This window comes from Halomonas profundus (genome assembly GCF_020865425.1).
In the GTDB taxonomy this organism is placed as follows: Bacteria; Pseudomonadota; Gammaproteobacteria; order Pseudomonadales; family Halomonadaceae; genus Vreelandella; species Vreelandella titanicae.
Window position 1 is genome coordinate 1239458 of the sequence record NZ_CP086344.1, and the last position, 13292, is coordinate 1252749.

The following is a 13292-nucleotide window of genomic DNA, read 5'->3' on the forward strand; positions in this document are numbered from 1 at the left end:
TGTTGGCGTTTAAGTGGTTTTAAACAGTTGTCTTGCTCAAACGAAAAAACCGCTAACCCACTAGCAGGTTTTTCGCATTATTGAAGCGGCCTGATCTTAGTTTAATTCCAGCGATAAACTCATTTCCACGCCAGCGTCATCTACTCTGAACCAGTACTCCATGTTTTTGTAGATGTCACCATATTGCTTGAGCATATCAATATCGGACGCTGACAAATCATCTGATGGTATCTGTTCCACAAAGTCGGCCAGTGAATGGTAGAACTCGCCTGTTATGTGTCCATGAACAAGCAGATTGCGCTCTGAGGCAGGGGCTTCCAGCTCTTTCTGCAGTGTCGCCGAATCACTGATACCAGCGCCCAGTACAATAGCCGTGTCAGACATGGCGGCGTAGAGTTCCGGTGCCTCAGGGGGCAGCATCATGCTCTCGACTTGCTTGGCTTCCCCACCGGGTTCAAGCCCTAGAGTCCCTAACTCCGGCGCGAAAGAGCTTGCGGCAGAAAGCAGGGAAAGAGGATTTTGTGAAGCAAGCGTCAGGAGCCCCGTCATGGTAGGTTCGCCGTCTGTCATTGTCAGACTGTTGATACGAGCTCTGAAGCCAGATAGTGACTGACCAATCATCATGGTGATCGGGTTGTTAATCGCCATGTTGATCTCATTCCAGGAGCTGTTCAGATCTTGTAGTTCATCACAGCTGAAGGGGTTCTGGCGCACTTCCTGAGCATATTTCTGAACGGTCTGAACCAACAGCGGCATGTTCAGACCTAAGCCATAGCTGGCCATACCTTCTGTGCTACCTAGGCCCGGCACCTGAGTCGTCAGGGTGCGCAGGTCGCTGACAATATCCTCATCGGTTTCTAGAATCAGGTTCATTTCCATGCGGTCAAGATCGTTCTCGCGCGAGCCCATTACAAGGCCAGGGAAGCGGTTCGTGATACGGTCGATATCTGCCTGGCAGGCGGATAAATCCAATTGCTCGGCATCAACCGCTTCCATCAGTGCCTGAGTACCTGAGTGAGTGGGGGTGCTCAGCTCATTAAGTAGGCGTGAGGAGTCGATTTTCCCTGCGCCGTAAGGTGTAAAGCCATGGCGCTTTTCAAGCTCTGCCAGTGCATCGGTATCACCGATGCTGCTGTCGGGCAGAGTGTTACCCAGCACTTGTGCTAGCAGCTCGTCACTAGCATTCTGTGGTACCACAGACACCAGCAGTTGCTGGTCGTCAATGGCTAGAATCGCCTTGACGGGCCCCTCAGGCGTCAGCACCCAGTATTCGGTGTCGTTGGTGGTGGCCGTACTCAGGTTAATGTCTGCTTTGGTCAAAATGCGCTGCAGCGTTTCGCGGAAGGCATCTTCATCCTGCAGTTGCATACGCAAAACAGGCAAGATACCCAACCCATAGAGGGCGGCCTGAGGGTTCATTTTCAGGCCCAGCGCATGGACATCGTCCAGCGTTTCAACATCGACCAGCTCTTCACTCATGGCGATCAATACCGTCATCAACGAATGCATCACTTCATCGTCTATCTCGGGCAGTGTCTCGCGTAGCTCATCCAGACTAGACTCAATGCTAGCCTTGGGTTGCATGCGTTGATAACGATCAAAAGCATCTTGTTCAGGCATTGCTTCACGTGTTGCCATGAAGTAGGGAGAGTCAGCCGGAATATATTTCAGCATGGGAGCTGCATTATTTTTCGGCGCCTCCTCCTGTGTGCCTGCGGCCGTTGGTTCGTTATCATCGCTGCAGCCGGTTAATAAGCCTGCGCTGAGCAGAGCCGCGGTTACCGCCAAGGAAAGTTTGGTTTTCATCTGGAATCGGTTCTTTGAATGGTGTTGGTTTTAAATAGAACGCCGTAACAGAGCGCTGCGCAAATGAGAATCATACACGAGCAATGTATAATTAATCTACTTGGACGGTAATTACTTTTAAATACTGTTAGAGCAAATTCAGTGGCTGGCCTGTGGCGATTAGATATTAATGTGACCCTTGAGTTTTGCTAAGACTCAAGGGCCACATATAGTCACAATGCTGTTCAGTAAGTCGCTATTTTAAACTTCCTGATACAGCTCACTGCCTTTGTTGCGGAACTTCTCTGCCTGCTCTTCCATGCCTTTCATCACCGCTTCCTGATCGCCGTTTAGGCCATGTTCGTTGGCGTAATCGCGCACCTCCTGGCTGATCTTCATGGAGCAGAACTTTGGTCCGCACATGGAGCAGAAGTGCGCCACCTTGGCGGAGTCTTTGGGCAGGGTTTCGTCGTGGTACTCCCGAGCAGTATCCGGGTCTAGCCCCAGGTTGAACTGGTCTTCCCAGCGGAACTCGAAGCGCGCCTTAGAGAGCGCATTATCCCGCCGCTGTGCTGCAGGGTGGCCCTTGGCGAGATCCGCCGCGTGGGCAGCAATCTTGTAGGTAATGATGCCGGTTTTGACGTCGTCTTTATTGGGCAGGCCCAGGTGCTCTTTGGGGGTGACGTAGCAGAGCATAGCGCAGCCAAACCATCCGATCATTGCCGCCCCAATGCCCGAGGTAATGTGGTCGTAGCCGGGGGCTATATCGGTTACCAGCGGGCCTAAGGTATAGAAGGGCGCTTCGTCGCAGTATTCCAACTGCTTATCCATGTTCTCTTTCACCAGGTGCATGGGCACGTGGCCGGGGCCTTCGATCATCACCTGCACATCGTGCTTCCAGGCAATATGGGTCAGCTCGCCCAAGGTTTTTAGCTCCGCCATCTGTGCTTCGTCATTGGCATCGGCCACTGAGCCAGGACGCAGGCCATCACCGAGGGAGAACGCCACATCGTACTGCTTGCAGATCTCGCAGATCTCCTCGAAGTGGGTGTACAAGAAGCTCTCCTGGTGATGGTACAAACACCATTTGGCCATGATCGAGCCGCCGCGGCTGACAATGCCGGTGACCCGCTTGGCGGTGAGCGGCACATAGCGCAGCAGTACGCCCGCGTGAATGGTGAAGTAGTCCACGCCCTGTTCGGCCTGCTCGATCAGCGTATCGCGGAAGACTTCCCAGGTGAGGTCTTCGGCCACGCCTTTGACCTTTTCCAGCGCTTGATAGATAGGCACTGTGCCAATCGGCACCGGAGAGTTGCGCAAAATCCACTCGCGGGTTTCGTGGATGTTCTGCCCAGTGGAGAGATCCATAATGGTGTCCGCGCCCCAGCGGATGCCCCAGGTCATCTTATCTACCTCTTCTTCGATAGAAGAAGTCACCGCTGAGTTACCCAGATTACCGTTAATTTTGACCAGGAAATTACGGCCAATAATCATCGGCTCGCTTTCTGGGTGGTTGATGTTATTGGGAATAATCGCCCGCCCTCTGGCGACTTCATCACGCACAAACTCAGGGGTGATTACTTCCGGTAGGCTGGCGCCAAAGCTCTGGCCTTTGTGCTGATGGCCCAGAATGCGCTCTACTTCAGCGGTACCTAGCGCTTGACGGCGCTGGTTTTCGCGCAAGGCGATAAACTCCATTTCCGGGGTGATAATGCCCTGGCGGGCGTAGTGCAGCTGGGTCACGTTCTTGCCCGGTTTTGCTCGGCGTGGTGTGCGGGTTAGATCAAAGCGCAGCTGGGCAAGCGTCGGGTCGTTGGCGCGGCGGTTGCCGTAATCAGACGTGGGGCCTGATAGAAATTCGGTATCGTCACGCTCTTCAATCCAGGCTCGGCGTAGTTCCGGCAGACCGCGGCGCAGGTCATTGTTAGCATCCGGATCGCTATAGGGGCCTGAAGTGTCGTACACCAGCAGTGGCGGGTTCTCTTCATCAATACCGGTGGTTTTGGTCGGCGACAGTGAAATTTCCCGGAACGGCACACGGATATCCGGGCGCGAACCTTCGATATATACCTTACGTGAGCCGGGCAGCGGCGCAATGGCGGCGGCATCGACCTGGGCGGTTTCGGCTAAAAAGTGGCTGGTTTTGCTTGTTACGGTCTTAGTCATTACGGTTGTTTCCTTGTGTTGTTTTGCTGAATTAGTGGGTGAGGTCTTGGTCTATCAGCTCTAGGCCCATCTGCCAGAAGTCGATTTCCAGGCGGGTGGCGTCGCGGAAGATCTTGCTCAGTTCGGCAAAGCGGGCGGGGGTAATGTCGGTAAGGCGGATATTCAGCCATTCAAGCTCCGCCTGCATGGCGGCCTGAAACTCCTCGCCTTCGTACATGGCAATCCAGGCATCAAAAGGGTTTTGCGCGCCGCGCAGGGTGGAAGGCTGGGCGTTTAGCCAGTTGGCGATTTCGCCGTAGCCCACCAGGCAGGGGGCCAACGCCACGTGCAAATCCAGCAGGTCGCCGCGGTTGCCGGTATCCAAAACATAGCGGGTGTAAGCCAGGGTGGCTCTGGCTTCGGGGAGTTCGGCCAGTTCTTGCTCGGAAATCCCCCACTCCTGACAAAAGCCCACATGCAGGCCCAGCTCCACATCCACAATGGCTTTCAAGCCTTCATGGGCTTGGCGAAGATCGGCGAGGGTGGGGCTTTTGTAGGCAGCCAGCGCATAGGCGCGGGCGAAGTGAATCAAAAACAGGTAGTCCTGCTTTAAATAGTGGCGAAACGACGCCTCGGGCAGCGTGGCGGTGCCTAGCTGGCGCACAAAATCGTGCTCAATATAGGCGCGCCAATCTTTCTGGCAAGTGGTAGTGAGATCAGTAAAGCGGTAGCCCATGACTCCTCCGGTGGTAATGATCCGGAGGGCGGGCGAAAAAGATCGAGGGAGTGGCGCAGAAGGGCGGCGTGCGATCGTGAGAGAGCAGCCGTGGCCATCGCTTGATCCCTACGCCGGTACCCTCGCTGCGAACTTGTGTAAGTAGCAGCGCATTAGCCGGATCAGGTTCTGCGGGATCAGCGCTCGGCAGCATTAATTGCTACGCCCTGCGCCATCTCAGCCGGATTTCACCGGCACCCCGTCAAGCTGTTCGTTGGTGGAGTGTAGGAGGCGGGTGAGGGAGATGCAAGGGTGTATGACATGGAAAGTTATCGGGAAACAATTTATTAGCATCATTACAGCGATGAGAGTTTAGGTGCTGTAATGGCGTTTCATGGCATCGGTACGTGAATTATTATACAGTTGAGTAACAAGGGGCTGTTTTACAGCCACTGCTATTTCGAATGTGAACCGTAGGAAGTTGCATGACCAACACGAACTCGATTTTAGGCGTCTATCTCAGTGATTCGCTCGACCTTGATGCCATTTATGGTAACGCCTTGCGCGATGAAGCGAGTGATGTCGTCCTGCGCCATCCCCATGAGATCGATAACCCCGAAGATGTGCGTTTTGCGATCTGCTGGTTGCCCAATGACGAGGCTTTCGAGAGCTATCCTAATCTTGAGCTGGCGATGTCTATCGGTGCCGGTGTTGATGCCCTGCTGGCGCATCCTGGCCTGAGCGATGAAGTACATATCGCCCGGGTGCGGGATCCACATCAGGCCGACTTGATGGCGGGTTTTGCCGCGCATGAGGTGCTCCATCGTGAGCGTGAGTTCACCACCCTGGAGCAAAATGCTGCCAAGGCGCATTGGGCGCCATTGACGATGCGCGCGCCAGCATCAAGAAAGGTGGCGGTGCTGGGACACGGCACCATGGGGCGCGCCGTGGTGAAAGCGGTGGCCGCGCTTGGCTTTTCTATACACGTAGCCTGCCGCAGCGAGCCACAAGCCCCGGTTGAAGGCGTGACCTATCTGACAGGTGACGGGGCTGTCATGGCGGCAGCGGATGGCGCCGATTATCTGATCAATGTGCTGCCACTGACGGCTACCACTGAAAACGTGCTTAACAAGGCGCTGTTCGCGAAGCTCGCCAAAGACGCTTGGTTGGTGCAGATCGGTCGGGGTGAGCACTTGGTCGAGGACGATCTTCTCCTAGCGCTCGAACACGGCCATTTGGGTGGGGCGAGCCTGGATGTGTTCCGTGCAGAGCCGCTGCCTGCGGATCATCCCTTCTGGCAGCATGAGTGCCTACGCATCACGCCACACATTGCCAGTGATTCGTTGCCAGAGGTGGTCGCAGGGCAGGTTGTCGACACCGCCCGCGCCCTTCGCGATGGGCAGCCGCTTGCCATGGGCGTTGATCGGGCGCGCGGTTACTGACGTAAACGCTAAACACGTTGCATGACAATCACTTTGCTGCAAAGGAACACCTGATGAGTCTCGATAAGCCTCAACGCACCACGACGAGCAACGCCGAACAAGAAACCCGCATCGCGCTGGCAGCCTGCTATCGTCTGGCCGCCCACTATCGCATGACGGATCTGATCTACACCCATATTACCGCGCGGGTGCCTGGTGAGAAGGGACGTTTCCTGATCAACCCTTACGGTTGGCGTTGGGAGGAGATTACGGCTTCTTCGCTGGTGAAGATTGACGTTTATGGCCATAAGATTGATAACAGCCCAGAACAAGTGAATCCGGCTGGTTTCACCATCCATTCCGCGATTCATACTGCTAGCCACCATGCGGCCTGGGTGATGCATACTCACACGCGCGCTGGCGTGGCGGTGTCGTCGCTGGAGTCGGGCCTTGAAACACGGCTTAACCAGATTGCGCTGCAGTTTCACGAACGGGTGTCTTACCACGATTATGAAGGCATTGCCCTGGACCTGGCTGAGCGTGAGCGAATAGTGGCAAGCCTTGGCGACAACCCGGCATTGGTGTTGCGTAACCATGGCCTGCTGACGACCGGTGCGTCGGCTGCAGAGATGTTCAACAATATGTTTTATCTTGAGCGTGCCTGTGAGCTACAGGTGGCGGCGCAGTCTACTGGCCAGCCCTTACGGCTGGTGCCAGAAGAGGTGGCGCGCCACGTGGCGCGCCAATACGACCAGACTATTCATGAAGACGGCGATCTTGAACTCGAATGGGCCGCGCACCTGCGCACGCTTGAGGCGCTGGATCCAAGCTATAAAGACTAAATCGGCGCGGTTGCCAGCACGGCAAGCAAGCCAGTATCAGAACTATACGAATATCAATACAAGCAAAAAGGGGCTGCTGGACGGCCCCTTTTCGGTTATACCACGTCCTGAATTAGCGTTGACAAACGTGATGCTCGCACAGGCCCGTGACCATTAGTGTTGTGGTACGCGGTTTTCCAGCCAGCGCAGCCCAACGATCAAGACGCCGCTCAGGCAGAGGTAGACGGCGACCAGGAAGAGTAACGGTTCGTAAGTCAGGTAAGTGGTCTGGCGCACTTGGGTGATTACGGCATACAAGTCCATCACGGTGATGGTGGCAACAAGCGGTGTGGATTTCAGTTGCAGGATGATCTCGCCCGTCAGCGTTGGTAGAGCACGATGAACAGCACGCGGAAACCAGACACGGCTAAAAACCTTGCGACGCGACATGCCGAAAGCCTTGGCGGCTTCCAGCTCGCCATGCGGCACACCGGCAAAGGCACCGCGCATAACCTCACCCTGATAGGCGGCAAATGACACCGTGAGGGCAATGAAGCCATAGGGCCAGGCCTGGCGCAGGTAGTCCCAGGCCCAGGAGTCGCGGATTTCCGGGAACTGACCGAACAGCGCTCCCAGCCCGAAATAGAACAGCCACAGCTGCAGTAGCAGCGGCGTGCCACGGATGACGGTGCAGAAGCCGGTGGCTAGCCATCTCAGTGGCCACGCACCTTTGACTTGCGCAAGCCCTAAAGGCAAAGCAATCATAAAGCCCACCACCACGCTGGATACCAGCATGATCAAAGTCATCTGCAGGCCTTCCCAGAGCTTGGGCAAGTAGCGGGGTAGCCAGCTCCAGTCCATCAGTTGAATCGCGGCCACCAGACCGACGATGAATATCAAAAGCAGGATAATACGGTGAGGCTCAAGTAGGCCCGGCAGTTTGGTTAACGTGGGCGTTCGCGACGGTCGGGTAAGCGACGCCAGAGTTTGAGGGTCAGACACAGGCATTCCTTGAGTTCAGCGTGTAGAGACAAGACCACGCCGTGCGTAGCGTTCGAAGCGGCGCAAGGCCACGTTTGATATCAGCGTTAGCGCCAGATACAGCACGCCCGCGGCCAGAAAGAACATAATGTAATGCTGCGTAGCGCCAGCGGCCTGCCGGGTGACCAGTGTGAGCTCGCTGAAGCCGATGACGGCAAGCAGGGCGGTGTCTTTAGTGGCAATCATCCACAGGTTGGCCATGCCGGGCAGGGCATGTGGTGTCATTGCTGGCAGCGTGACCCGACGCAGCACCTGGGCGGGCGACATGCCAAAGGCGTGGGCCGCCTCGGTCTGCCCGCGGGGGACGGCGAGAATGGCCCCGCGAAAGACTTCGGTCGCATAGCCGCCCTGTACCAAGCCTATTACCAGAATCCCGGCGGTCAGGCCGTCGATATCGACGCTGCCAAACCCCATGGCGGTTGAAGCACGACTTAAAAGATCGGTGCCGACATAGTAGAACAGCAGCATCAGCACCAATTCGGGCACGGCACGAATGACCACAGTGTAGATTTCAAACAGGTCGCGAACGACCTTGTTGCCGTACAGTTTGCCAGCGGCACCTGCGATGCCGATCAGGATACCCAGCAAATAGCCACCCGCCGCCAGCTGGATCGAGCGCATGAACCCGACGAGCAGCACCTTGCCCCAGCCGGGAGGTTCATAGGCCAACAAGCTTAAATCGAAGACAGTCGTCATAGTGGCTTGTCCTTGTGAAATTGGAAAGCAAAGGCCGCCTGGGTGGGCGGCCTTTGCTGGTGGGGATTAGCTGCCGTAGATATCAAAGTCGAAGTAAGGGGCGCTAATTTCTTCATAGGTGCTATCGGCGCGCATCGCGTCGATGGCTGAATTGACCCGTTCGCGAAGTTCGGTATCACTCTGGCGCAGGCCTACTCCCATGCCTTCGCTCATGAGTGCAGGGTCGCTGGCCACCTCGCCGCGGTATTCGCAGCAGGATTGGCCAGTCTCAGAGTTGATAAAGGTCTGTACCGCCAGGGTGTCGGCGACGATGGCATCAATACGGCCAGCGACCAGATCCTGTAGCTCTTCGTTGAGGGTTTGATAGACATTCAGGTTGGCGCTATCTGCGAAATGCTTGCGTGCATACTGCTCTTGGTTGGTGCCCGACTGAATGCCCAGGTAGGCGCCTTCCAGGCCTTCGGGAGTAGGCCCTATGTCAGTGGACTTGCGCGCCAGGATGCCGGTGGGGCTGGAGTAATACTTATTCGAGAAGGCGATTTGTTCGGCACGTTCAGGGGTGATCGACATTGAACCGATGATCATGTCAATCTTGCCGGTTTTCAGGGCCGGAATGATGCCTTCCCAGGCCACTGGCTTGATCTCGCACTTGGCATCCAGGCGGTCACACAGCTCCTCGATGAAATCGATTTCCCAGCCTGACCAGTTGCCACTGGCATCTGGTGAATAAAAGGGAGGATAAGGCTCTGCGGATAGCCCGATCTTGTAGCTATCTGCCAACACAGGGGCAGCGAAAATGCTCAGGCCGATAAGGCCGACGGTAGCAGTGAATGTCTTGAACATGGGGATTACCTCTGTTGTTTTCGGGGTTGTCTTCCAGATTATCTGCAGGAGTGGTGGGATATCGGTGGCGGTCAGGCCACCGAACTGATGAATTGCTTCAAATGTGGTGAGCGAGGGTCACCAAAAATCTGATCAGGAGGGCCCTGTTCTTCGATTATGCCCTCTCGCAGGAACACCACATGTGTGGCCACATCACGCGCAAACGCCATCTCGTGAGTCACCAGCAGCATGGTGCGATGCTCGGCTGCTAGGTCACGAATCACGGATAGCACTTCGCCGACCAGCTCCGGGTCGAGTGCTGATGTGGGCTCATCGAACAGCATGGCCAGCGGGTCGACGGCCAACACGCGAGCAATCGCTGCGCGCTGCTGTTGCCCGCCGGACATGACGGCCGGATATATGTCTTTCTTGCTGCCAAGTCCCACTCGGTTGAGTAGTTCCTCAGCGCGATGAATGGCCTCGTCGCGCTTCATGCCCAACACATGAATAGGCACCTCGATCACGTTTTCCAGAACCGTACGGTGTGGCCACAGGTTGAAGTTCTGGAAAACCATGCCGAGGTGAGCGCGAATACGCTGAACCTGGCGACGGTCTGCGATTTCAAGACCGCCATGGCGGGCGTCCTTCATGCGATAGGGTTCACCCTGGATAGCTATCTCGCCCGAGGTAGGGTGCTCCAGCAGATTAATGCAGCGAAGTAGTGTGGACTTTCCCGAGCCTGATCCACCAATGATGGCGACGATATCGCCTTGGCGTGCGGTCAGGGAGATGCCCTTGAGGACCTTGAGAGAGCCAAATTGTTTGTGAAGATCACGGATCTCTATTGCAGGTACGTTTGCCATTGATTGTCTCGTCTCTGGGGGCGCCCATCTGCCTCCCGGAGGGGAAACATCTTCATCATTTAGCAGGCGCTTGCAATTAGTTCCTTGTTATACGACAGTATAACTGTAAGCCAAGTACGGTCAGATTCAAAGCATCAATGTTCAACGAAAGGTGAGTCGGTTGCTGTTGGTGATCGACTGTTGAGGCAGGTTTTGTATCGATCTCACAAGGTTATTCAGTTGCTTAACTTATGTGCTGGAAACAATGCGAAGTAGATCCTGTGAAGTAATTTACGTGGCATTAAATGCCTAGGCGGATGTTTCTTAGCGGAAACGAAGGGAATTATGAGTAGGAAATCATTTCAGCGCTGGTCTATGGATGCACGGCGGCGCAGCTTACTCGAAGCCACGCTGCACTGTATTGCTGAGCACGGAATGAATGGTGCCAGCGCGCGTCGTGTGGCCGAACGTGCAGGGGTAACGGCTGGGCTGATTAGGCATTACTTCGGCTCTAAAGATGCCATGGTGAGTGCTGCTTATGCCTACCTGATTGGCCAACTGACGGGTGAAGCCGAGGAATCTTCTGAGCAAGCGGGCGAAGTGCCAGAGCGGCGCTTGGCACGCTTTATCGTCGCTAACGTAACCTCGCCGAACCTGTCGTCTCGAAAGGTCGCACTGTGGGCAACCTTCATTGGTCGCGTGCGAACCGAGCCGGAATATTCCGATATCCACCGCGAAAGCTATCGAGAATTCCTGGCTTTGCTGGAAACATTGATCCATCCGGTACTTTTAGCGCTGGAGCGTCCGGCAGACCCCGTTACCTGTAAACACTACGCTATTGCGCTGAATGCGCTGATTGATGGCCTGTGGCTTGAAGGGGGGCTGGGTCACGGCCTATATGACACAGCGTTGCTACCTAAGATCGCGTTGAGCGCCGCCGAAGGCATTCTAGCGCTGCCCAATAACACACTGATGCAGTATGTCGCTGTCGACAAATCGTCTTCTCAACCCGCAACACAATAGGGATTTATTCATGCGCTACGCAGCGATTACCGACCGTCTTTATGAACTTGGCGGTGACAAATGGGCGGTGCACAATGCCGCCAGAGCGCATCAAGCCAAAGGCAAAGAGGTCATTGAGCTGAGCATCGGTGAGCCGGATATCACCACAGACCCGGCTCTTGTCGAACACTGCATCAATGCTTTGCGGGCGGGGCGAACGCGCTATTCTAACGGGCGTGGTGAACCGGGATTGGTCGATGCGCTTATCGACACCTATGCACCACGCCTTCCTTCTATCAGCGAAGAGAACGTGCTGTGTTTTCCCGGCACCCAAACTGCATTGTTCGCTGTCATTCTGGCACTGGTCGGTGAAGGCGATGGTGTGTTGAGTGGCGACCCGTACTATGCCACCTATGAAGGGGTTATTCGCGCGGCAGGTGCGCATTTACAACCAGTACCGCTGCGTATGGCGAATAGTTTTATCATGCAGCCCGATGATCTGGCCGACGCTATTACTCCGGAAAGTCGGGTGCTAATGCTCAATACTCCGCACAATCCTACCGGCGCGGTGTTGGATCGTAAGACCTTGGTGCAGCTGGGCGAGCTGTGTATCAAGCACGATTTGTGGATTCTCTGTGATGAGGTTTATGAAGCGTTGATTTTCGACGGTGATTTTGTCTCACCGCTGGAAATCGACAGCCTAAGAGAGCGAACCGTGGTGGTGTCATCGATCTCCAAGAGCCATGCGGCAACGGGTTTCCGTAGTGGTTGGTCAATTGGGCCGGTGGAGTTCTCGCGCCGCTTGCTGCCCATCTCTGAAACCATGTTGTTTGGCAACCAGCCATTTATCGCTGATATGACCGAGGTAGCCCTGCGCCAGCATTTCGATACCGCCGAGCGTCTGCGCGAAGCGCTGGGACGTCGCGCCAAACTACTGCACGAAGCTATCAGCCAAATCCCCATGCTGTCTTCAAGCCTGCCCCAGGGCGGCATGTTCCTGATGATCGATATCTCCAAAACAGGTATGGACGGCGAGGCCTTCGCTTGGCGCCTTCTCGAAGAGCAGGGTGTGGCGGTGATGCCGGGCGCTTCCTTTGGCGAGAGTGCTACATCTCTAATTCGACTGGCGCTGACAGTGCCGGATGAGGTGTTGATGCAGGCGGTCGACAGGTTGGCAGCGCTTTGTCGAAGCCTGGAAGGGCATCACCTTGAGGCGTAACAGACAAGATATAAGAATGCGTTGACTGTGATATTTAACCCCCTACTCCGGTGCCTGCACAGGCAGTGCATTAGCCGGATCAGGTTTAGCGGGATCAGCGCTTGGCAGCAAAATGCTCACCTTGCGCGATCCCAGCCTGATATCACTGGCACCCCGTCAAGCTTTTTGTTGGTGGAGTGCAGGAGGCGGGTGGGGGAAATGCAAGGGGAAGGTTGATACTGCCGAATTAGGCTTTGCTTGGTTGTGAAAGAGTGGAGTAGAGTCAAGATATAGTTGATAGAACTTCAATGGAAGAGCCGTCAGGTTGAATAAGGTTGCTCAGGGTGCCTCATTTAAACCTATATATATCTTTGATTTTATTAGGAGATCTATATGCCAATCGTAACCGTTCAGCAGTCTCCAGGCAGGACTAAAGAGCAACGTGAGCTCTTAGTTAAGCGTATAACCGAAGCATTTTCAGAAGCATATAGAACCAGCCCTGAGGCAGTAACAATCTTCCTTCAAAATTTTGATGATGAGCATTGGGCCAAAGGTGGGAAGCTACATTCTGATCGTTCCTGAGCAGCTTTCCCGAATGGACAATGGTGATCAGTGGGGCAGGTCGAGATATTGAATCCGTATAGCGTTTGACTCTGAGGGTAGCCTTCACCCGCTCCATCAGTTTCATAGGGGCCGCTCCCTACAAAATGTGTGCTTATATACAGCGTTGTCGAGTTAACCAAAACGCGCAAGCACCCGAATCTTGGGTGTACTGCCGAAATTTTCTTTGCTACCTGAAGAATC

12 protein-coding genes and 1 riboswitch are annotated in these 13292 nt (G+C 55.1%); of the genes, 5 read left to right on the plus strand and 7 right to left on the minus strand.

All coding sequences use genetic code 11. The annotated features are described in order from the left end of the window. Positions 1 to 96 precede the first annotated feature (96 nt). The 3 genes from LMS44_RS05575 to tenA all read right to left on the minus strand — a co-directional run bounded on the left by LMS44_RS05575 (position 97) and on the right by tenA (position 4666). Positions 97 to 1806: a hypothetical protein gene (locus tag LMS44_RS05575; RefSeq protein WP_278370761.1), complete on the minus strand. Its 1710-nt coding sequence runs from the start codon at positions 1804 to 1806 to the stop codon at positions 97 to 99. A 240-nt stretch (positions 1807 to 2046) separates the two neighbouring features. Further along, positions 2047 to 3951 carry a phosphomethylpyrimidine synthase ThiC gene (gene thiC, locus LMS44_RS05580; protein WP_278370762.1) on the minus strand — a complete coding sequence of 635 codons (1905 nt, stop codon included), beginning with the start codon at positions 3949 to 3951 and terminating at the stop codon, positions 2047 to 2049. Positions 3952 to 3982: 31 nt separating this feature from the next. Next, positions 3983 to 4666 (minus strand): thiaminase II, encoded by a 684-nt coding sequence (gene tenA, locus LMS44_RS05585; protein ID WP_278370763.1) that lies wholly within the window; start codon positions 4664 to 4666, stop codon positions 3983 to 3985. An 88-nt stretch (positions 4667 to 4754) separates the two neighbouring features. Further along, positions 4755 to 4917, minus strand: a riboswitch (TPP riboswitch). Between the two features lie 213 nt (positions 4918 to 5130). Between tenA and LMS44_RS05590 the strand changes: the two genes are divergently transcribed. Beyond that, positions 5131 to 6087, plus strand: coding sequence for an NAD(P)-dependent oxidoreductase (locus LMS44_RS05590; RefSeq protein WP_278370764.1), 957 nt, complete (start codon positions 5131 to 5133; stop codon positions 6085 to 6087). A gap of 53 nt (positions 6088 to 6140) precedes the next feature. Then, complete coding sequence (locus LMS44_RS05595; protein ID WP_278370765.1) at positions 6141 to 6908, plus strand: class II aldolase/adducin family protein; 768 nt, start codon at positions 6141 to 6143, stop codon at positions 6906 to 6908. Positions 6909 to 7061: 153 nt separating this feature from the next. Here the strand turns inward: LMS44_RS05595 and LMS44_RS05600 are convergent, their stop codons facing one another. The 4 genes from LMS44_RS05600 to LMS44_RS05615 all read right to left on the minus strand — a co-directional run bounded on the left by LMS44_RS05600 (position 7062) and on the right by LMS44_RS05615 (position 10309). Further along, positions 7062 to 7895 carry an ABC transporter permease gene (locus LMS44_RS05600; protein ID WP_278370766.1) on the minus strand — a complete coding sequence of 278 codons (834 nt, stop codon included), beginning with the start codon at positions 7893 to 7895 and terminating at the stop codon, positions 7062 to 7064. A 9-nt stretch (positions 7896 to 7904) separates the two neighbouring features. Next, a complete protein-coding gene (locus LMS44_RS05605; protein ID WP_027959867.1) occupies positions 7905 to 8624 on the minus strand; it encodes an ABC transporter permease in 720 nt (239 codons plus the stop codon). 66 nt (positions 8625 to 8690) lie between these two features. After that, positions 8691 to 9467, minus strand: coding sequence for a type 2 periplasmic-binding domain-containing protein (locus tag LMS44_RS05610; RefSeq protein ID WP_498947042.1), 777 nt, complete (start codon positions 9465 to 9467; stop codon positions 8691 to 8693). 71 nt (positions 9468 to 9538) lie between these two features. Continuing rightward, a complete protein-coding gene (locus tag LMS44_RS05615) occupies positions 9539 to 10309 on the minus strand; it encodes an ABC transporter ATP-binding protein (RefSeq protein WP_022520622.1) in 771 nt (256 codons plus the stop codon). A 324-nt stretch (positions 10310 to 10633) separates the two neighbouring features. On the opposite strand from LMS44_RS05615, the gene LMS44_RS05620 reads away from it, so the two are divergent. The 3 genes from LMS44_RS05620 (at position 10634) to LMS44_RS05630 (ending at position 13070) form a co-directional block, all read left to right on the plus strand. After that, entirely contained in the window at positions 10634 to 11311 is a 678-nt protein-coding gene (locus tag LMS44_RS05620) for a TetR family transcriptional regulator C-terminal domain-containing protein (protein WP_022520621.1), read from the plus strand. 10 nt (positions 11312 to 11321) lie between these two features. Further along, entirely contained in the window at positions 11322 to 12509 is a 1188-nt protein-coding gene (locus LMS44_RS05625) for a pyridoxal phosphate-dependent aminotransferase (RefSeq protein ID WP_039859267.1), read from the plus strand. A gap of 372 nt (positions 12510 to 12881) precedes the next feature. Then, on the plus strand, positions 12882 to 13070 hold the full coding sequence (locus LMS44_RS05630; protein ID WP_498947044.1) for a tautomerase family protein: 189 nt from the start codon (positions 12882 to 12884) through the stop codon (positions 13068 to 13070). Positions 13071 to 13292 lie beyond the last annotated feature (222 nt).